Origin of the sequence: Mumia sp. ZJ430 (assembly GCF_011751845.1) — a bacterium.
Lineage (GTDB): Bacteria > Actinomycetota > Actinomycetes > Propionibacteriales > Nocardioidaceae > Mumia.
This window is the reverse complement of the sequence record NZ_JAAHFK010000004.1, coordinates 389,590-409,680: the sequence shown is the minus strand read 5'-3', so window position 1 is coordinate 409,680 and position 20,091 is coordinate 389,590. Positions and strand designations below refer to the sequence as shown.

Below are 20,091 nucleotides of genomic sequence, written 5' to 3'. Positions count from 1 at the left end.
GCCAGTGCCCCGAAGTCGAGTCGGCCGTCCCGCCACACGACGAGTTCACCGCCGATCATCGTGCCCGGCTCCAGCTGCTCGAGGGCGGGTTGGACGATCTCGGGGAACCCTGCCGCTAGGCTGGCGCCCTTGCGTGACCACACGCGGCACCCGGCGCTCGTGCGCTCGTGCTGGCCCGATAACCATCCCACTTCGGTTCGTGGACGGTGCCGCCCAGCAGGCCGCCGACCGCTGGCAGCGTGGCGGACGGCGGCTACGGGCGCGGGGCGGGCATCCCCGTGAAGGACCGCTGCGCGTCGACCGAGGCGTCCACCAGGAGCCAGCGCCGACGGCGAGCGCAGCCGGGCGGCGCGCCGGCCACCTGTGGTCTTCCCTCTCACGGGACTGGCCGCTCACACACCCTCCTCCGCAGTGACTCTCCTCCTGCCGCGACGGTCAGTGGTCGCCCAGCTCAGCGGAGGACGATGGGCACCCGCGCCCAGCCACCGACGGGCGGGGTCTCGCGCACTGCGGGACGATCCGTCGCCAGTTCGATCGTGGCGGTGCGGCCGAGAAGTTCTTCTAGGAGCACCCGAAGCTCCATGAGTGTCAACGCTCGGCCGGGACACACGTGCGGCCCGGTCCCGAACACAAGGTTCGCGGCAGCGTTAGAGGTGGGGTCGAATCGATCGGGGTCGCCGAACACTCGGGGATCCCGGTTCGCCGCAGTCCAGTTCAACAGGACCGGCTCACCCCGCGCGATCGTTGTGTCGCCCAGTTCGGTGGTCCGGGTCGTGACACGGCGGTTGGACACGAATGGGTCGTCGATGCGAAGGATTTCTTCGATCGCGGCGGTGAGCTCTGCTACGGCGCCGGCTTCCACGAGGGTGCGCATCTCATGCTGGACCTGCTGCCTGGCGGCCAGGAAGTGAACGATCACACCGACCGAGGTGGCCAATGATCCGAGGTCGCCTGCTGTCCAGTTCCGCAAGATCGAGACGATCTCTTCGTCCGTCAGCGGCCGACCGTCCACCGAGTCCTCCAGCAGCTCACCGGTGACATCTGCGGCCGGCCGGCCCCGGCGCTCGTCGAGAAGTTGCCGGATGATGTGGTCGAACCGTTCAGCAACATCCCGCATGCGCTCGCGGCTGCCTGATCGAGTCGCGGCGTGGTTGTCACCGATCCAGGCGACCAGCTGGTCCTCCAGGTCGCGGGGCCAGCCGAGCCAGGTCGACTGTGAGCGCACCGCGTAAGGGATGCCGATGCTGGCGATGGTCTTGACTGTGATTCCGCGAGGCAGGGCGTCGATGATCGCGGCCGCGTGACGCCGGCACTGGGTTTCTTCGACCGCAACTCGCTCGTCGGTGAGGTAGCGGTCGACGACGCTGCGGTAGGCGGCGTGCTCGAGACCGTCGAGACTGTTGGGGATGGCACGCCTGGTGGTGACTCTGCTGGAGAAGGTCCCAGGGTCGGTGGCAGCGGCGACGACCTCGGCGTGGCGCAGCACCACCCAGCGGTTGTCCTCGCGAGCCACCGGGCAATCCTCGCGGAGAGCGTCGTAGCTGGACCTTTGGTCCTCCCAGCTCTCGCCGGTGTCGATCTCTGTCGGGTCTCCCATTGGTCTGCCTCCGGACCGAGTCAGTTTCCCGGCACGCCGTGCAGGGCGACGGTCAGCAGTACCACTGCATCTTCAAGGGCCTCCAAGTCGTGGCGCGCGGGCGGGATCACGAGGTGGTCGCCCGCGCTGCCGTCCCATGTGTCCTCACCGGCGTGCAGCCTGACCGAGCCGCGAAGTACCTGCAGCGTGGCCTCACCCGGGCTCTCGTGCTCGCCGAGACGGCGACCCGCGACGAGCGCGATCAGGGTTTGGCGCAGCGCGCGGCCCTGCCCGCCGTACACGGTGTGCGCGCTGCGACCGGCGCTGTGCTCGTGCGCGGTAGCGAGGTGTTCCTCAGCGAGGGCGGTCAGAGAGGTGTCGTTCATGTGGATCTCCATCATCGTGTGCGCGGCAGTTGCACTTGCTCGTGCGGCGACGCCGGCGTCGGAGCAGAAGCCCGACCGGGAGCGCTTGAGGCAAACCAGGCCAAGGAGGGTGTGGTCGGCATCGATCACAGCCAGTCGGCGCATCTTGTGGCGGATCAGCCTCGCCTGAACGAGAGCGGCTGGGGCTTCCGGGGGCACGGTTCGGCCAGGCAGAACCGCCCAGCGGAGCGCGGGCTCGTGGCCGGATCCTGCAGGGGGCAGGTCCGTGCGAACCAACGTTCCACAGAGCTTGTCGCCGTGGGTCAAGAGCACCATGTGCACATGGTCGTCGGCCATGACGGCTCGGGCGTCGTCGACCGAGGCTCGGGCAGGCAACGTCTTGGGGGTGCTGATCATGACGTCAACAGCCTGGTGGACGCGGCGCGAAGGCCAATCAGCCTCCTCGGGCTCAAGCTCGCCAGGGCGGTGGCCGATGGCACTCAGCCGACTCATTTCGAGATCCGGTCCCAGCCTCGTCGGGGCGCATGGCTACCGAGCGTGGCGTCGTCTCGGGTGCGGTAAACGATGTAGGGGCGGGTGAGGTACCCGACCGGGGCGCTGAACACGTGCACCAGCCGGGTGAAGGGCCACAGCGCGAACAGTCCGAAGGCCGTCAGGGCGTGCAGCTGGAAGCCGATGGGCGCTTCGGCCATGAGTTCGGCGTCGGGCTGGAACGCGAGGAACGAGCGGTACCAGACGGAGACTCCCTCGCGGTAGTTGTACTCCCCGCCGATGGTGAAGATGGATCCGGCGATCGTGTTCCACATGCCCAGCGCGATCACGACGGCCAGGAAGAGGTACATCACCTTGTCCATCACCGTTGTCGCGGAGAAGACGGGTCCCACCGTGCGTCGGCGGTAGATCAGGATGACCATCCCGACCAAAGCAAGGACGCCGGCGATCAGGCCGCCGACGACGGCGACGTAGTGGTAGAGGTGGTCGTCGATGCCGACTGCGGCGGTCCACGACCGTGGCACCAGCAGGCCGATGACGTGGCCGCCGACGACGCCGAGCATCCCGAAGTGGAACAGCGGGCTTCCGATGCGCAGCAGCCGGTCCTCGTAGAGCTGCGAGGACCGTGTGGTCCAGCCGAACTTGTCGTAGCGGTAGCGCCAGAAGTGGCCGACCACGAACGTCGCAAGGCACAGGTAGGGCACGATCACCCACAGAAAGACATCCATCAGCGTGCTCCTCGGGTGGTCGGTGCGCGGAAGGCCGGCATCGGCAGCGAGACCGGTCCGTCGGGTCGGGCCGGGCCCGGATCGAAGGCGGGAGTCTCGTACGGCGTGAGGCCGACCTCCTCGTCGGGCGGCCCCTCGGCCGCGAGCCGTCGTACGGCGTCCCACTCGTCGCCCTGCAGCGGCGGCAGCGTGGCGGTGACCGCCTCGACGGCGCCGGCCCAGCGAGAGCCGGAATCGCCGAGCGCGATGCGCAGCAGCTCCAGACCGGCCCGGTGGTCGAGCAGCAGCTGGCGACCCTGCTCGTGGTCGATGGTGGCGGCGTACTCCAGCACGACGCACAGGTGGTCGGGCAGCTCGGTGTCGGTCAGTTCGAAGCCGGATGCGAGATAGGTCTGCTTGAACCGGAGCAACGCCATCCCGCGCTTGCGAGTGTCGCCGTGGGCGAAGTAGGTGAGGAACAGGTTGTGCCGACGCCGGGTGTCGAAGGTCTCGACGTAGTCGCTCTCCAGCTCGGTCAGCGGCACCCCTTCGAGGCTGGTGACGCAGGCCCGCAGCGGCTCCCCCACCCGGTCGGGAAGCTCGTGCGAGGCCCCTCGGACCAGGTCGAGCCGGCCAAGGAGCTCTTCGTCGGGGTAGCCGAGCAGCAGGGACGTCGCCTGCCAGGCGACGGTTTGCTCTCGGGGGCCTAGCCCGGTTCGACTGCGGGTTCTCATCGGTGGTCAGCCCCTCCGGTGAGACCAGCACTGCCGCCGGGACCCGTTGCCCCGTCACTTCCCGTGTCCGGCGGCGAGGTGTCCGGGTCAGGCCCCGGTCCGTCGGGTCCGGGCGGGAACAGGCCGCTGGGTGCGCCCTTGCCGTCCCAGTTGAGCAGGTTCACCCGGGCGGTCTTGTCGGCCGGCGAGGCGACCGTGTCGGCGGTCTGCCGGTCCTGGAGCATCTGGAAGTTCTCCACGGCGATCGGCACCGGGGAGCCTGAGCCCTCACCGAAGAGGCCCTGCTGTCCGCCGCCGTACTGGGAGACCGAGCACTCGGTGCCCAACTCCTCCAGGGAGTGCGCCTGCTCGGCGTGCGCCGGGGGGATCACGTAGCGCTCGTCGTACTTGGCGATGGCGAGTAGGCGGTACATGTCGTACATCTCCTCCTCGGTCATCCCGACGGCCGCCGGGATCGAGGCGTCGGACTCGCGACCCATGTTGATGTCACGCATGTAGGAGCGCATGGCGGCCAGCTTCTTCAGCACCCCGTCGACGGGAGCGACGTCGCCGGCGGTGAAGAGCTCGGCGAGGTACTCGATCGGGATCCGGAGCGCGTCGATGGCGGCGAACAGGTTGCCTTTGTCCTCGGCGTCGTAGCCGGTGTCCTTGACCACGTCGACGACCGGCGAGAGCGGTGGGATGTACCAGACCATCGGCATCGTGCGGTACTCCGGGTGCAGCGGCAGTGCCACCTTGAACCGGCTGATCAGCGCGTAGATCGGCGACCGCTGGGCGGCCTGCACCCAGTCCCGCGGGATCCCGGCCCTCTCGGCCTCCCGCTGGACCTCGGGGTCGTTGGGATCGAGGAAGACCTCGCGCTGAGCCTCGTAGAGCCCGTGCTCGTCGGTCGTGGTCGCTGCCTCGAGCACCTTGTCGGCGTCGTAGAGCATCAGGCCGATGTAGCGCAGCCGACCGACGCAGGTCTCGGCGCAGACGGTGGGCAGGCCGACCTCGATCCGCGGGAAGCAGAACGTGCACTTCTCGGCCTTGCCGGTCTTGTGGTTGAAGTAGATCTTCTTGTACGGGCAGCCGGAGATGCACATGCGCCAGCCGCGGCAGCGGTCCTGGTCGACGAGGACGATGCCGTCCTCCTCTCGTTTGTAGATCGCTCCGCTGGGGCAGGACGCGGCGCACGAGGGGTTGAGGCAGTGCTCGCAGATCCGTGGCAGGTAGAACATGAAGGTCTGCTCGAACTCGAACTTCACCTTGTCGGCGATCTTCTTGAGCATCGGGTCGTGCTCGAGCGTCGCCGCGGAGCCGCCGAGGTTGTCGTCCCAGTTCGACGACCAGGTGATCTTCATGTCCTTGCCGGTGAGCAGGGACTTGGGCCGGGCGACCGGTGTGTGCTCCTGGGCCGGGGCGTCGGTCAGCGTGGCGTAGTCGTAGGTCCAGGGCTCGTAGTAGTCCTGGATCGAGGGCATCTTCGGGTTGGAGAAGATCGTGGCGAGCTTCTTGAACCGCCCGCCGGCCTTCAGCTTGAGCCGGCCGCGCTTGTTGAGCTCCCAGCCGCCCTTCCACCGCTCCTGGTCCTCGTAGGTGCGGGGATAGCCCTGCCCGGGCCGGGTCTCGACGTTGTTGAACCAGACGTACTCGGTGCCGGTGCGGTTGGTCCACGCCTGCTTGCACGTGACCGAGCAGGTGTGGCAGCCGATGCACTTGTCGAGGTTCATCACCATCGCCATCTGCGCCATGACCTTCATCAGTAGGTCACCTCCTGGTTGCGCTTGCGGATGACAGTGACCTCGTCGCGCTGGTTGCCTGTGGGGCCGAGGTAGTTGAACGCGAATGCCAGCTGGGCGTAACCACCAATGACGTGGCTGGGCTTGACCAGGATCCGGGTCAGCGAGTTGTGGACGCCGCCCCGCTTCCCCGACGTTTCCGCGATGGGTACGTCGATCAACCGGTCCTGGGCGTGGTGCATGTAGACGGTCCCTTCGGGCATGCGGTGGGAGACGATCGCGCGGGCGACGACGACGCCGTTACGGTTGACCGCCTCGATCCAGTCGTTGTCGACGACGCCGACCTTGGCGGCGTCCTGATCGCTCATCCAGATCGTCTGGCCACCGCGGGAGAGCGAAAGCATGAACAGGTTGTCCTGGTACTCCGAGTGGATCGACCACTTGTTGTGCGGTGTCAGGTAACGGACCGTGACCCCCAGCTCGCCGACGTCGCCAATCTCCGGCTCGCTGAACAGCGCACCCATGTTGAGCGGTGGCCGGTAGACCGGCAGGCCCTCGCCAAGCTCGGTCATCCAGTCGTGGTCGAGGTAGAAGTGCTGGCGCCCGGTCAGCGTGTGCCATGGCTTGAGGCGCTCGACGTTGATCGTGAACGGCGAGTAGCGCCGCCCGCCGGTCTCCGACCCGGACCACTCCGGTGAGGTGATCACCGGCACCGGCGCGGCGACCGTGTCGGCGAAGGTGATCTGCTTGCCCTCGTGCTCGGCGGCCAGGTCGTGCAGCAGGTGGCCGGTGCGCTTCTCAAGGGTCTTGAAGCCCTGGGTGGCCAGGTGGCCGTTGGTGGTTCCCGACAGGGCCAGGATCGCCTCGCAGGCGTGCACATCCTTGACCAGGGAGGGACGACCGTCGGCCGCGCCACCGCGGACGGCTCCGTTCTTGTGGAGCAGGTAGTCGACCGATTTCGTGACGTCGTAGGTGACGCCCTTGGTGGTGGTGCCGAGCTTCTCGAGCAGCGGCCCGAGGGCCTGCATCTTGTCGCCGACCGCGGTGTAGTCGCGCTCGACCTCGACGATCTTGGGCATCGTGACGCCAGGAATCGGCTCGCACTCGCCGTGCTTCCAGTCGCGTACCACGCCGTGCGGGTTGGCCATCGCGTCAGGGGTGTCGTGCAGCAGCGGGACCGCGACGACGTCCGTGCGAGTGTCGAGGCGCCCGGCCGCGAGCTCGCTGAACTTGGTCGCGATCGTCTGCCAGGCGTCCCAGTCGGTGCGGGTCTGCCAAGGCGGCGCGATCGCGGGGTTGAACGAGTGGATGAACGGGTGCATGTCGGTGGTGTTGAGGTCGTGCTTCTCGTACCACGTGGCCGCCGGCAGCACGACGTCGCTGAAGATCGTCGTGCTGGTCTGGCGGAAGTCGAGGGTGAGCAGCAGGTCGAGCTTGCCCTCAGGAGCGCCGTCGTGCCACTCCACCTCCTGCGGCCGCTGGCCCTCCGAGGCCTCGCCGGCTCGCAGTGAGCTGTCGGTGCCGAGGAGGTGCTTGAGGAAGTACTCGTTGCCCTTGCCCGACGAACCGAGCAGGTTGGCTCGCCAGATCGCGAGCACCCTCGGGAAGTTCTCGGGCGAGTCCGGGTCTTCGGCGGCGAACCGCAGGTCGCCGGACTTGAGCTGGTCGACGACATGCTCGGCGACCGGCCGCTCGGCTGCGGCCGCCTCGTCGGCGACGTCGAGCGGGTTGCGGTTGAACGTCGGGTAGGACGGCATCCAGCCCATGCGCGCGCTCTTGGCGATCACGTCGGCGGTGCTCATCCCGGCCAGCAGTCCGCTGCCGGTCTTGGCGGCGACGGTGTCGGCGCCGAAGGTGTCGTAGCGGAACTGGTCGGTGTGGAGGTACCAGTAGGCGGTGTGGATCATCTGCCGCGGCGGACGGTTCCAGTCGAGGCCGAAGGCGAGTTGGGCCCAGCCGGTCACCGGGCGGCACTTCTCCTGGCCGACGTAGTGCGCCCAGCCGCCGCCGTTGATGCCCTGGCAGCCGGTGAGCGTGGTCAGCCCGAGGAAGCCGCGGTAGATCGTGTCGGAGTGGAACCAGTGGTTGGTGCCGGCGCCCATCAGGATCATCGAGCGACCCTTGGAGTCCTCGGCGTTCTGTGCGAACTCGCGGGCGATCCGAGCGGCGGCCGAGGCGGGGACGTTGGTGATCGACTCCTGCCACGCGGGCGTGTAGGGCGCCGTCGCGTCGTCGTAGGACGTGGCGTAGCCGGCGAGGCCGTCGCGGCCCACGCCGTACTGGGCGAGCATCAGGTCGAAGACGGTGGTGACCAGGCGGTCGCCGATGCGGCGCACCGGGACGTCACGTGGCAGCGAGCCAGGTGTCCCGTCGACGTCGTCGAAGCGCGGCAACTCGAGCGAGACGGTCTCGCAGCCGGGCTCCAGCACGCTCAGCCGCGGGTCGACGTCTCCGAGGTCGAGGTTCCACTTGCCGACGCCGGCATCTCCGTAGCGGTCGCCGAGAGAGCCGTTGGGCACCACCGGCTGGTTGGTCCGGGCGTCGAGGAGGACGGTCTTGAAATGCGCGTTCTCCTCGGCGGCGTGCGCGGGCAGGTCGGCGGCGGTAAGGAACTTGCCAGCCCGGTAGGTGCCCGCCGCGTCGGCCACTTCGTCGAGGGAGACGAGGTAGGGCAGGTCGGTGAACTTCTTCGTGTAGTCGGTGAAGTAGGGCGTCTGCCGGTCGACAAAGAACTCCTTGAGGATGACGTGGCCCATCGACATCGCCAGGGCGCCGTCGGTGCCGGGGGCGATGGCCAGCCACTCGTCGGCGAACTTCACGTTGTCGGCGTAGTCAGGCGCGACCACGACGACCTTCTGGCCGCGGTAGCGGGCCTCGGCCATCCAGTGCGCGTCGGGCGTGCGGGTGACCGGGACGTTGGAGCCCCACATGATCAGATAACCCGCGTCCCACCAGTCTCCAGACTCCGGGACGTCCGTCTGGTCACCGAAGACCTGAGGAGAGGCCACCGGCAGGTCGGCATACCAGTCGTAGAAGCTCAGCATCGACCCGCCGACCAATGACGTGAACCGCGCGCCGGAGGCGTGCGAGACCATCGACATCGCCGGGATCGGCGAGAAGCCGGCGACCCGGTCGGGGCCCCACTTCTGGATCGTGTGCACGTAGGCGGCGGCGACCATCTCGGTGGCCTCGTCCCAGGTGGCCCGGACCAGGCCGCCCTTGCCGCGGGCGGACTTGTAGGCCTTGGCGCGCTGGGGGTTATCGACGATGTGCGCCCAGGCCTTGACGGGGTCGCCGCCGTGCTGGGACTTGGCCTCGCGGTACATCTGGAGCAGCACGCCGCGGACGTAGGGGTAGCGCACCCGCGTGGGCGAATAGGTGTACCAGGAGAACGCCGCACCACGGGGACAACCACGGGGCTCGTACTCCGGGGAGTCCGGCCCGACCGAGGGGTAGTCGGTCTGCTGGGTCTCCCAGGTGATGATCCCGTCCTTGACGTAGACCTTCCACGAGCACGACCCCGTGCAGTTCACGCCGTGGGTCGAACGCACGACCTTGTCGTGGCTCCAGCGGTCCCGGTAGAACGAGTCCGCGTCCCGGCCGCCGGTCTTGACCAGCGCTCGTAGGTCGTCGGAGACCGTCCCCCTGGTGAAGTAGCGTCGGCTGCGTACCAGCGCATCACTGAGCCCTCCGTCCATACCGATCTCGCGACCGTTCCGAGCGTCGGGGTGGGTCTCATTGCTCACGTCTCGTCCTTACGGTGGGGGCTGCTGATTCTGTCGTGGTTCTGTGCGTCGTCACTGAGGTGCAGGCGTCGCTGGGACTGTGTGCTCGTTGGTGGCTCCGTGGGTGCGTGCTGTGCGTCGGACGAGCGTCAGGGTCAGGACCAAAGTCAGTGCCGCGGTGATCGAGAGCAGCCAGAGGCCGATCGCGTAGGAGTCGGTGCGGCCATAGACGTAGCCCATGAGCAGCGGCGGCACGAAGCCGCCGAGACCGCCTGCGGCGCCCACCAGTCCGGTCACGCCGCCGACCCGCGACGGGTCGGTCACCTGGGCGATCAGAGCGAACGTCGCCCCGCTTCCGCTGCCCAGCGCCGCGGCCATGGCGAGGAAGACCACCGTGCCGACACCGTCGAGCGGCGGCGTGCCGGCCGAGACCGCGGCACAGACGACCACCACGCCGTAGCCGGTCGCGAGCACCGGGATGGAGCCGAACCGGTCGGAGAGCCAGCCGCCGACCGGGCGCATGATCACGGCGACCACGACGAAGCCGGCCATCCGGTTCGCGGCGTCTGCCGGTGTCAGCCCATGGGCGGTCTTGAGGTAGGCGGGCAGGTACACCGAGAACGCGACGTACCCGCCGAAGGCGACGGCGTACAGCACGCAGGCCTGCCAGGAGATGGGCAGCTTGGCGTTGGCCGCGAGTCGGCTGGCCAGCGAGGTGGTGGGGGTGGTTCGGCCGGGTGCGTCGCGCAGGACCAGCCATGCGGCGACCGCGTAGAGGGCCAAGACGCCCGCGGTGATCAAGAACGGCGCCTTGGAACTCACGTTGTTGAACAGCTTGACCGTGGTCAAGGCGCTGATCGCGGTGCCGCCCATGCCGGCGCCGAAGATTCCGATCGCCAGGCCCCGGCGCTCAGGGGGAAACCAGGAGTTCACGAACGGCACTCCGACTGCGAACGCGGTGCCGGCTATGCCCAGGAAGAATCCGCCCACCAACAGCAGCGCGTAGGAGTCGAGCGCGAAAAAGGCGATGAACAGGATGGGAACGATCGTCACGCCCGAGATGATCGGGAACATCACCCGGCCGCCGAGCCGGTCGGTCAGCGCGCCAACCACGATCCGGCCCAGCGAGCCCACGATCACAGGCACCGCGACCAACAGGGCCACGTCGGACTCGCTGAGCGAGCCGAGGGCGCCGGTGTCGCGGAACAATGGTCCGAGCGGGCTGATCAGCGCCCAGGCCCAGAAGTTGACCGCAAAGCCCAGAGTGGCCATCGCGAGCATCAGCCACGGCGAACCAACGCCCTCGCGGACACGGTCGGCATGGGCGGGTGTTGTCATCGTCGTCGTCCTCCCGAGATCGTCTCGATCTCCACCATGGTCGATGTTGTTCTCAATGCCGCCAGGGACACTCTCATGCATTGGCACGAACCAGGTTGAGCCGCCATGCCTCAGGGCCCCGTTCGGTATAGGCCACTGAGAAGATCCCTGGCCAGCGCTGGTTCACCTGGTCCAACAGCGGGAGTGGGTCGTGGGGAGCGATCAGCGTCAGGCCGTTGCCCGGCTGGACCGACTCCAATGCCCCGAAGATCGTTGCGTGCCGGATCGCATGCGGGACGGGCCGCACATCGAGTTCGGGGTACCCGGGGCCGTCGACCTCACCGCACGAGCAGGTGTGGCCACCGCAGCCGCTGTCGAGGTCGAGCGCATCAGTGCTCGAGGTCTCTGCCGCATCGCCGAGGAGTTGATGCATGCCACCGAGCAGGTCATGCAGCGAGACCTCGGGGGTCGCGGCCAGCAGCGGTACCACCAGGTCGTTCTCCTTGGTCAGGTGGGAGTCGAAGACCGCACGCAGCGCCGTGGCCGTCGCGGCGGCACGCAACAGGTCGTCCGAGTCGGCTACCTCGCGCAACAGCCCAGAGAGGACCTGGTGCTCACCGAGCATCGCCTCGACCAGCAGGTGCCCCTCGACCGTCGCGTGCGCGGCCGGGTACATCGCCTGCTCCTCGGCCAGGGCATGGGGCATCAGTTCGTGCCGGCCCCAGTCCACCAGGTCCCGGCGAGCCTCTTCGGCCGCGGAGGCATCGCATCGGGTGGCGGCCGTCAACAGCGCCTCGGTGCGCAGGCTCAGGGCGCCGGCCAGGGCGGCGTGGTGTTGCTTGATCGCCTCGGCGGCGTGGGCGTCGGCCTCGCTCGAGGCGATGACGAGTTCGGACATGTTCGTGTCTCCTTCAGTGGCCTGGTTTGGCAACCTCGACATAATTTTATTACACTGCACTCCGTGGAAAATAATGGGCCTCTCCCGTCGAGACCGGCACCGGGCTACGGACCCCGACCTGGCGCTGGACGAGAGCGTGCGCCGCTGTCCAGGTCGCGGGCCGCGCTCTTGGAGACGCTGCGGTCCCAAACCGAGCCCACGACGCTCGCGGCGCTCGTCGCCATCTCCAGGCTGCATGCCAACACGGTCCGCGAACACCTCGACGCACTGGTGCGCCAGGGTCTCGCCCACCGCTATCCGGCGGAGCCGGACGGCCGCGGCCGTCCGGCCTGGCTGTACGAGGCCACGGGCAGCGACGCCGCCGCCGACCATGAGTACGCGGGGCTCGCTGCGGCGCTGGCGGCGTCGATCCATTCGACTAGCACCTCACCGTCCGACGACGCGCTCGCCGCCGGACGGGAGTGGGGGCACGAGCTCGCACGCGAGCGGGGCGGCGGACCGTCCCCGAGTGCGGTTGCGGCTAGGCGTGAGGTGGTCTCCCTGCTCGACGAGATCGGCTTCGGGCCGCAGGCCGACGCCCGCAGCTCGGTGGTTCGGCTCACCCGCTGCCCGCTGCTGGAGGCGGCCCACAAGTATCCCGATGTCGTCTGCGGCGTGCACCTCGGGCTCGCCCAGGGCGCGCTGGAGGAGTACGGCGCGGACCCCGAGGGCACCGACCTGCTGCCGTTCGCTGAGCCCGGCGCGTGCCGCTTGCACCTGATGCGACGGAACAGATGAGCACCGCCACCAGCCGCCCTCGCAGCAGAAGTAGTTCCCCCGGGTTCCCAAGCGCCGCCAGCGCTCCCCGGGTTCGGGCCTCGCTGGTGACCCGGGCGGCATTGCTGGCTTCCGCCGGGATCGCCCTGCTAGCCGGGCTGGACGCCGCCCTGATGCTCCTCGATCTTCCCGCGCCGGTGCAGATCGACCGGCTGCCCGTGGTACACGGCATGCTGATGGTCCTCGGTTTCGTGGGCACCCTGATCGCCCTGGAGCGTGCAGTCGCGCTGCGGCGCTCCCTTGGCGTCGTCGCCCCCGCCCTGCTCGGCCTCGGCGCCCTGGTGCTGCTTTCACCAGCGCCGCTCGTGGTCGGGCAAGGTCTGCTCGCAGCTGGCTCCGCCGCGCTGGTCGGTCTGTACCTGCCGCTGTGGCGTCGTCAGCGCGACGACGCGGTCCTGGTCCAGGCCCTCGGGGCGGTGCTCGCCCTCGGGTCTGCGGTGCTGTGGCTGGGCGGCGCCGCTCTACCGGTCCTGGCACCGTGGCTGGTCGGGTTCGTCGTGCTGACCATCGCCGGTGAGCGGCTCGAGCTGGCCCGGATCGCGATGGGCCCCTGGGCGGGCAGCATGCTGGTGCTCCTCGCTTCCGGGCTGGTGACCGCGGTGATGGCGGCGTTGCTGTGGCCGCGTCCGGGCACGGCCCTGCTCGGGGCCGGACTGATCGCCCTGACCGGCTGGCTCGCCGCTCACGACGTCGCTCGACGCACCATCCACACTGCGGGCCTGACCCGTTACATGGCCGGCTGCATGCTGGCCGGGTACTGCTGGCTGGGCGTCGCCGGCGCCATTTGGCTGCTCGGCGGTCCGGCCCTGGAGGGCGTGCGCTACGACGCCGTCCTGCACGCGGTGTTCCTTGGGTTCACGCTGTCGATGGTCATGGCCCACGCCCCGGTGATCCTCCCCGCGGTGCTGCGCCGGCCGCTGCCCTACCACCCGGCACTGATCGTGCCAGCCACGCTTCTGCACGCCTCGCTGGTGTTGCGGCTCTGGGTGGGCGACGCCCTTGGCAGCCACGGCGCCTGGGTCACCGGGGGGGTCCTCAACATCGTGGCCGTGCTGTCGTTCCTCGCCGTCGCTATCGGATGCACGGTCCGCGGCGGACGGAGCCCGGCGGGAGCAGCGGTCATGAGCAGGCCGTGGTGACCAAGCGGGGCAGCCGTGGCTTCTGGCCACTGCGCGACCTGCCGGTGCTGGCCTGGTTGGCGGCCACCGTGGTGGTCGCAGTCGTGCACCCGTTCGTGCCCGCGCCGCGCTGGCTGATGATCCACCTGCTCATGCTCGGCGCGGTCAGCCACGCCATCCTCGTCTGGAGCAGATACTTCACCGACGCCCTGCTGCACTCCGCGGACGACGACCGCCGCGGCCAGAACCGTCGGCTGATGCTGCTCAACGGCGGCGTGATCCTCGTGGTGGCTGGCGTCCCCTCGGGTGTGTGGCCGCTCACCTTGCTTGGTGCGTCCGCCGTCGGCTCCGCGGCCCTCTGGCACGGCTGGACGATCCTGCGCCAGCTGCGTGCCGCGCTGCCTGCCAGGTTCGGGCCCTCGGTGCGGTATTACGTGGCGGCCGCGTGCTCCCTGCCGGTCGGCGCCGGCCTCGGCACCGCACTCGCTCGCGGCTTCGACGACCCCTGGCACACTCGGCTGGTCGTCGCGCACGCGGCGGTGAACCTGCTTGGCTGGGTCGGCCTCACCGTGGTGGGCACGCTGATCACCTTGTGGCCGACCATGCTGCGCACCCGGATCGCCGAGGGCGCCGAGCGGGCATCGTCGCGAGCGCTCCCCGTGCTGGTGGGCTCGGTGCTCCTCACCGCTGGTGGTGCCGCCCTCGGCCAGCGTGCGGTCATCGCGCTCGGGATCGCCGGATACCTCACCGGGTTGCTCCTGACCGCACCCGCGTTCGTCGACGCGCTGCGCCGCAAGCCGCCGACCGCGTTCCCGGCCTGGTCGGTCCTGGCCGGGCTGACCTGGCTGCTAGGGACCATGGTCACCCTCGCGGTGGGCATCGGTGCCGCCTCCTCCTGGCAGCGCGTCGATGAGGTGTTCGACTGGGCGACGCCATTCCTGGCCGCGGGCTTCGCAGCCCAGGTACTGCTCGGCGCCCTCTCCTACCTTGTCCCGGTCGCCCTCGGCGGAGGCCCGACGCCCGTCCGGGCCGCCAACGCCGTCCTCGACCGGGGCGCACCCCTACGGCTGGTGATGACCAACGCCGGCCTGCTTCTCTGCGCCCTTCCGGTGCCCAGCACCGTCCGGGTGCTCGCCTCGATCCTCGTCCTGGGTGCGCTGGCCTCCACGCTGCCGCTGCTGCTCCTGGCCGTGAAGGCATCTCGCCGCGCGAAGGTCGACCCGGCTTCTGCCGGGGCTGGCTCTCGAGTGCCTCAGGGTCGGCCGAGCGGCCAGAGGTCAGGCCTCGCTGCGACCGGACTCGCCGCCGTGGCGATAGCCGTCGCCGTGGGCGTGGCGGTCGACCCGGCCGCCATTGGCGCCGGGGACGCCGTCTCCGCCGCGGCCGGTGCCGCCGCCACCGGCGAGACCACAACCGTGAAGGTCGAGGCCCGCGACATGCGCTTCACCCCCGACACCATCTCGGTCCCGGCCGGCAACCGACTGGTGGTCGTGCTGACCAACACCGACGACGAGGACGTCCACGACCTGGTCCTCGACAGCGGCGCAAACAGCGGTCGGCTCTCCCCCGGCCAGACCAAACGCGTTGACGTCGGCGTGGTCGGTCGCGACCTCGACGGATGGTGCTCCGTCATCGGTCACCAGCAGATGGGCATGGTCCTCACCGTCCATGTCTCCGGCACCGCACCCTCCGCGCCGGCGGCGACGTCCGAGGGTCACGCCTCCGGCCAGCACGGTCCCGGCGGTATGCACAGCGACGACGATTCCCCTGCGCCAGACGACGACCCGGAAGCGCAGCCCACGCCGGCCACGGAGAAACTGGACTTGATGGCCGATCCGTCACCGGGCTGGGCGGCACGCGACGCCGCGTTGCCGGCATTGTCGAAGAGCCGGGTACACCGGCGCACGTTCGTGGTCCGCGACGTCGAGGTCGAGGTGGCGCCGGGGGTCACCCAACGTCTGTGGACCTACGACGGGACCTCCCCCGGCCCGGTGCTGCACGGGCGGGTTGGCGACTGGTTCGAGATCACCCTGACCAATGACGGGTCGGTCGGTCACTCGATCGACTTCCACGCCGGCGCACTCGCCCCGCAGCGTCCGATGCGCACCATCGCACCCGGTGGGTCCCTGACCTACCGGTTCCGGGCCACCCGCGCGGGGGTGTGGATGTACCACTGCTCGACGATGCCAATGTCGGCACACATCGCCAACGGTCTCTTCGGCGCGGTCGTGATCGAGCCACGGGACCTGCCGCGTGTCGATCGCAGCTACTTGCTGGTGCAGTCCGAGCTCTACCTCGGCGACCAAGGCGGGGAGGTCGATGTTGCCAAGCTCGCGGCCGAGGAACCTGACCTGGTCGTGTTCAACGGCTTCGCCAACCAGTACGACCACGCACCCCTGAGCGCCCAGGTCGGGGAGCGGGTCAGGGTGTGGGTCTTGGACGCTGGCCCCAACCGGCCGATCTCGTTCCATGTGGTCGGCGGCCAGTTCGACACCACGTACGCCGAAGGCGACTACCTGCTGGACCGGCGCGATGACGGCGACGGAGGTGCGCAGGCACTCAGCCTGGGGCCTGCCCAGGGTGGCTTCGTCGAGCTCACCTTCCCCGAGCCCGGAACCTACCCGTTCGTGTCGCACGTCATGGTCGACGCCGAACGCGGCGCCCACGGCACCTTCGAAGTGACCCGATGATCGCCGCCGCCCCTCGATTCCGGCCAAGCCGGCCGGAGGCACCTACGGGCCGGCCCGGGACTTGTGTTTGAGCATGGCCGACCAGAGCCACGACCCGCAGATGAGGAGCAGTGAACGATGAGCACCTTGGCCCGAGATAAGTCCCGCCAGATGCGCGCGGCACGTGCCGCCGAACTGGCTCGCAAGACGCGCCAGCGCAAGGTCGCCAAGATCGTGGGCATCCTGGTCATCCTTGGCCTGATGGCCGCGATCGCCATCGCCGTAGGCCGATCCCTAGCCAGCGACGACAGCGGAGACGTCACTGGGAAGGTCGTAGTCCCCGCCAACGTCGAGACAGGCGCCTTCTCGGTTGGTGACACCGACGCCCCGGTGACTCTCGACCTGTATTACGACTACATGTGCCCGGCCTGCGGTGCATTCGAGTCCACAAACGCTGAGGACCTCTCCCGCCTCATTGACCAGGGCACGATTCGTGTCAACCTGCATGTGATGGCTTTCCTCGACGAGCAGTCGCAGGGAACCGAGTACTCCACCCGCGCCGGTAATGCGTACGCGGCGGTTGTCGACGCCGCTCCGGACAGGGTATGGGCTTTCCACAATGGCCTGTACGCCAACCAACCGCACGAGGGGACCGAAGGCCTCAACGACGACCAGATCGCGAGCATCGCCCTCCGTGCAGGCGTCCCCGCGGACGTGGTGGAGAACTTCACCGAAGGCGTTCACCGTGGCTGGGTCGCGCAGAGCACCCAGGAGGCCTTCGACGCCGGCGTCACTAGCACGCCGACCGTGAAGCTCAATGGGGACATGTTCACAGGCGACTGGTCCGCCCCCGATGAGCTGACCAAGGCCATCGAGACCGCCGCGGCTTCTGGCCTTAGGTGATGACCGCTACCGTCCTGGTCGATCGGACGCGCCGCAGCGGCGCCGCCATCTGGGTGGTGATGCTGCTGTCGTCGATCGTCAGCCTCGTCGCCTCGTTCGTGCTCGCCGTCGAAGCGATCACTCTCGCCGAGAACCCGAGCGCCGAACTTGGCTGCGACATCAACGCAGTCCTCAGCTGCGGCACCGTCGCGTCGTCGTGGCAAGCCTCAGTGTTCGGCTTCCCCAACGCCTTTCTCGGGCTGATCGCGGAACCAGTCGTCATCACGATCGCGGTCGCCGCCCTGTCCGGCGTGAGGTTCAAACGCTGGTTCATGCTCGCCGCCCAGCTCTTCTACACCCTCGGTCTCGCGCTGGCGTACTGGCTGTTCTACCAGGCGATGTTCAACATCGGTGCCCTGTGCCCGTGGTGCCTGCTGATCACGGTCGCCACCACGCTCGTCTTCTTCGAGATGACGCGTGTCAACATCCGCGACAACAACCTGTACCTGCCCCCTCGGATACAGCAAACCTTGTCTTCTGCGGTGCAGTGGAACCTCGACGTGATGGTCGTCATCGCTTGGCTGTTGGCTCTCGTTCTCCTGATCGTCGTGAAGTACGGCAACGCATTGTTCTCCTGAGTGCCCGTCTCCCTCGCCGTGGCACGCCGACGTCCTCACCGGCGCCGGGATGTGCAGGTCGACCTCGGCCACCCCGACGCCGCCACCCTCGTCGAAGGCGCCGCAGCGCTCGTCGAGCGCAGCGGCCACACCCTGGCCGGCTGGCAGGTCGCGCGACGCAGCGACGCAGCGACGCACTGAAGTCGGTGCGCGGCGCGTCGTCCCAGTCGTGGGCGATGAGCCCGAACGGCTCAGGTGCCATGCTCGCGACGGTCGTCAGGACAGCAGCCACCTGACCGCGGAGCCGCCATGACAGGCTGTGCCCATGTACTTCGTCGGCGTCGATCTCGCGTGGGGTGAGCGCAAGCCCACGGGCCTGGCAGTTCTCGACCCCGAAGGCCGGCTCGTGCACGTGTCGGCCGCTAAGACCGACGACGAGATCGCCACGGCGCTGGAGCCGTACATCGAGGGCGACTGCCTGGTCGCGATCGATGCGCCGCTCATCGTCACCAACCTCACGGGGAACCGACCCGCCGAGGCCGCGCTCAACCGCGACTTCGCCCGGTTCGACGCCGGCGCACATCCCTCCAACACGAGCAAGCCGGAGTTCGCCGAGAAGCCCCGCGGCGCACGCTTGGCGGCCCGCCTCGGACTGGACATGAACCCCCGCTCAGGCCGTCCACGTCGCGCGATCGAGGTCTACCCGCATCCCGCGACGGTGGCGCTGTTCCGGCTCGGACGGACGTTGAAGTACAAGAACAAGCCCGGCCGCGACCTCGAACAGCTCCGCGCCGAGCTGGTGGTGCTGCTCGGACTCGTCGAGGGCCTGAGCGCCGCCGACCCGCGCATGGTCGTCGACACCCCCGAGGCGGGCGGCGCGTGGCGTGCACTACGCACGGCTGCGGAGTCGGCTGAGCGCAAGAGCGAGCTGCGCGTCGTGGAGGACCAGGTCGATGCGGTGCTGTGCGCGTACGTCGGACTCTTCGCGACCCGCCACCCGGACGAGGCCACGACGTACGGCGACTTCGAGACCGGCTACATCGTCACCCCGAGCCTCCCTGAGGGGCTGGTCCCAGCCCCTAGGGCGAAGCGGATCGTGGCGCCGACGCACGACCCACAGTCCGCGGTGCGCGAGTACGCCGAGCGGCAGCCTCGGCTGCAGGCCAGTGCTGACGAGTTCGTCCGCCTGGTGACGTCGATCCTCGACGACGCCGGCATCAACTACCTGACCGTGACCGGGCGGGCGAAGTCGGTCGCGTCGTTCGCCGACAAGGCGGGGCGCACGGTGGACGGGGTGCCCTTCTATGCCGACCCGTTGCGGGAGATCACCGACCAGATCGGACTCCGGGTCATCACTTACGTGCAGAGCGACGTCCAGGCCGTCGTTGACCTGCTGGACGACCAGGTCGTCGTCCACGACGACCGTGACATGGGTCGGGAGACGGCGAGCGAGGGCCGCTTCGGGTACGCCAGCCGGCACCTGCTGATCGGCCTCGACGAGGAGGGGACGGCACAGCATCCCGCCTTGGCCGGGCTGCGCGCGCAGGTCCAGGTCCGTACGGTGCTGCAGCACGCCTGGGCAGAGTTCGAGCACGACATCCGCTACAAGGGCACCGTCCCGGACGAGCACGTCCCCGACCTCGACCGGAGGTTCACCCTGGCGGCGGGGCTGCTGGAGCTCGCCGACCGGGAGTTCTCGACGATCCGGGAGAGACTCCACGGGTCGCTCAGCGACAGCGGGTCTGAGGAGACCCACGAGGACCCGCGCATCACCCCGCGCGAGCTCGCAGCGTTCCTGGCTGGCCAGTATCCCGATGCCGGATGGTCACGGACCGACCACTACGACTGGATCTCCGAGCTGCTCCTCGAGCTGGGGATCACATCGCTGCGCGAGCTCGGCGAGGTCCTTCGCTCGGTCGACTCCGACGCCCTCGCCGAGCGGATGGGCTACCGCTATCCGCCCGGTGCGGTCCGACGGCTCGATGACGCCCTGTTGTGGGTCCACGGTGATCAGTACGTCGCCCTGCAGTCGAACGCGCACCGCGTGCCCTCGCTGCGGGCCAGGCTCGCCAAGATGCGCGCCACGGGGCCGCACTTGGAAAGCACGGCGACCTGAGGCCCTAGCCCAGCAGGCCGAGGACCAGCGCAGCGTCGCGGCGTCGGACGCGTCAAAGCCCTGCAGCTCCGCGACGGTGTAGGAGCCCACGACCTGCAGGGCCGTCGCGACGAGCCCGGTCCACACCGCCGTACGCATCCTCGCCTGAAGGGCTCCCGCGAGAAGGCGGTCGTCAGCCAGGGACTCACGGCGTTGACGAGCGCAGCCACGGGAAGTCGAGGCTCGCGGTCACAGCCCGGAACTAGCGCGCGGACACCGGTTTTCCCGCACCCGGCTCGCGAAGCGGCGGACAAGTGAACCCTCTCTCGATTCTCCCA

General features: G+C 69.0%; 15 protein-coding genes. 7 read left to right on the top strand and 8 right to left on the bottom strand.

The window, feature by feature from the left end; all coding sequences use genetic code 11:
• Positions 1-451 precede the first annotated feature (451 nt).
• From HCT63_RS18170 to HCT63_RS18135, 8 genes are all read right to left on the bottom strand, one after another.
• Entirely contained in the window at positions 452-1,513 is a 1,062-nt protein-coding gene (locus HCT63_RS18170; RefSeq protein WP_243843108.1) for a cytochrome P450, read from the bottom strand.
• 104 nt (positions 1,514-1,617) lie between these two features.
• The gene (locus HCT63_RS20580; protein WP_243843107.1) at positions 1,618-2,358 is read right to left on the bottom strand and encodes a CBS domain-containing protein; all 741 of its coding nucleotides are present in this window, start codon (positions 2,356-2,358) and stop codon (positions 1,618-1,620) included.
• Between the two features lie 92 nt (positions 2,359-2,450).
• The gene (narI, locus tag HCT63_RS18160) at positions 2,451-3,182 is read right to left on the bottom strand and encodes a respiratory nitrate reductase subunit gamma (protein WP_167008180.1); all 732 of its coding nucleotides are present in this window, start codon (positions 3,180-3,182) and stop codon (positions 2,451-2,453) included.
• Positions 3,182-3,895, bottom strand: a complete 714-nt coding sequence (narJ, locus tag HCT63_RS18155) for a nitrate reductase molybdenum cofactor assembly chaperone (protein ID WP_167008177.1) — start codon at positions 3,893-3,895, stop codon at positions 3,182-3,184. The genes narI and narJ overlap by 1 nt, the downstream gene beginning before the upstream one ends.
• Positions 3,892-5,637: a nitrate reductase subunit beta gene (narH, locus tag HCT63_RS18150; protein WP_167008174.1), complete on the bottom strand. Its 1,746-nt coding sequence runs from the start codon at positions 5,635-5,637 to the stop codon at positions 3,892-3,894. Before narH ends, narJ begins: the two co-directional genes overlap by 4 nt.
• Positions 5,637-9,314 (bottom strand): nitrate reductase subunit alpha, encoded by a 3,678-nt coding sequence (locus HCT63_RS18145; protein ID WP_167009279.1) that lies wholly within the window; start codon positions 9,312-9,314, stop codon positions 5,637-5,639. Before HCT63_RS18145 ends, narH begins: the two co-directional genes overlap by 1 nt.
• 99 nt (positions 9,315-9,413) lie before the next feature.
• Positions 9,414-10,679: an MFS transporter gene (locus tag HCT63_RS18140; protein ID WP_208322509.1), complete on the bottom strand. Its 1,266-nt coding sequence runs from the start codon at positions 10,677-10,679 to the stop codon at positions 9,414-9,416.
• Positions 10,680-10,752: 73 nt separating this feature from the next.
• Positions 10,753-11,556, bottom strand: coding sequence for a DUF2249 domain-containing protein (locus HCT63_RS18135; RefSeq protein ID WP_167008171.1), 804 nt, complete (start codon positions 11,554-11,556; stop codon positions 10,753-10,755).
• 168 nt (positions 11,557-11,724) lie between these two features.
• Between HCT63_RS18135 and HCT63_RS18130 the strand changes: the two genes are divergently transcribed.
• The 7 genes from HCT63_RS18130 to HCT63_RS18105 all read left to right on the top strand — a co-directional run bounded on the left by HCT63_RS18130 (position 11,725) and on the right by HCT63_RS18105 (position 19,774).
• Complete coding sequence (locus HCT63_RS18130) at positions 11,725-12,333, top strand: transcriptional regulator (RefSeq protein ID WP_243843106.1); 609 nt, start codon at positions 11,725-11,727, stop codon at positions 12,331-12,333.
• 86 nt (positions 12,334-12,419) lie between these two features.
• Complete coding sequence (locus HCT63_RS18125; protein ID WP_208322508.1) at positions 12,420-13,511, top strand: hypothetical protein; 1,092 nt, start codon at positions 12,420-12,422, stop codon at positions 13,509-13,511.
• Entirely contained in the window at positions 13,508-16,180 is a 2,673-nt protein-coding gene (locus HCT63_RS18120) for a multicopper oxidase domain-containing protein (protein ID WP_243843105.1), read from the top strand. The genes HCT63_RS18125 and HCT63_RS18120 overlap by 4 nt, the downstream gene beginning before the upstream one ends.
• A 117-nt stretch (positions 16,181-16,297) precedes the next feature.
• Positions 16,298-17,062 (top strand): DsbA family protein, encoded by a 765-nt coding sequence (locus HCT63_RS18115; RefSeq protein WP_167008163.1) that lies wholly within the window; start codon positions 16,298-16,300, stop codon positions 17,060-17,062.
• A complete protein-coding gene (locus HCT63_RS18110) occupies positions 17,062-17,679 on the top strand; it encodes a vitamin K epoxide reductase family protein (protein ID WP_167008160.1) in 618 nt (205 codons plus the stop codon). Before HCT63_RS18115 ends, HCT63_RS18110 begins: the two co-directional genes overlap by 1 nt.
• A gap of 51 nt (positions 17,680-17,730) precedes the next feature.
• Positions 17,731-17,859: a hypothetical protein gene (locus tag HCT63_RS20740; RefSeq protein ID WP_279587746.1), complete on the top strand. Its 129-nt coding sequence runs from the start codon at positions 17,731-17,733 to the stop codon at positions 17,857-17,859.
• A 124-nt stretch (positions 17,860-17,983) separates the two neighbouring features.
• Positions 17,984-19,774, top strand: coding sequence for a DUF429 domain-containing protein (locus HCT63_RS18105; RefSeq protein ID WP_167008157.1), 1,791 nt, complete (start codon positions 17,984-17,986; stop codon positions 19,772-19,774).
• Positions 19,775-20,091: the final 317 nt, after the last annotated feature.

Excerpts from the sequence above, each read along its gene's own strand:
- HCT63_RS20580 (WP_243843107.1), bottom strand. The coding sequence starts at position 2,358 with ATGATCAGCACCCCCAAGACGTTGCCTGCCCGAGCCTCGGTCGACGAC.
- HCT63_RS18140 (WP_208322509.1), bottom strand. The coding sequence starts at position 10,679 with ATGACAACACCCGCCCATGCCGACCGTGTCCGCGAGGGCGTTGGTTCG.
- HCT63_RS18115 (WP_167008163.1), top strand. The coding sequence starts at position 16,298 with ATGAGCACCTTGGCCCGAGATAAGTCCCGCCAGATGCGCGCGGCACGT.
- HCT63_RS18145 (WP_167009279.1), bottom strand. The coding sequence starts at position 9,314 with ATGGACGGAGGGCTCAGTGATGCGCTGGTACGCAGCCGACGCTACTTC.
- narJ (WP_167008177.1), bottom strand. The coding sequence starts at position 3,895 with ATGAGAACCCGCAGTCGAACCGGGCTAGGCCCCCGAGAGCAAACCGTC.
- HCT63_RS18110 (WP_167008160.1), top strand. The coding sequence starts at position 17,062 with ATGACCGCTACCGTCCTGGTCGATCGGACGCGCCGCAGCGGCGCCGCC.
- narI (WP_167008180.1), bottom strand. The coding sequence starts at position 3,182 with ATGGATGTCTTTCTGTGGGTGATCGTGCCCTACCTGTGCCTTGCGACG.
- narH (WP_167008174.1), bottom strand. The coding sequence starts at position 5,637 with ATGAAGGTCATGGCGCAGATGGCGATGGTGATGAACCTCGACAAGTGC.
- HCT63_RS18105 (WP_167008157.1), top strand. The coding sequence starts at position 17,984 with ATGTACTTCGTCGGCGTCGATCTCGCGTGGGGTGAGCGCAAGCCCACG.
- HCT63_RS18135 (WP_167008171.1), bottom strand. The coding sequence starts at position 11,556 with ATGTCCGAACTCGTCATCGCCTCGAGCGAGGCCGACGCCCACGCCGCC.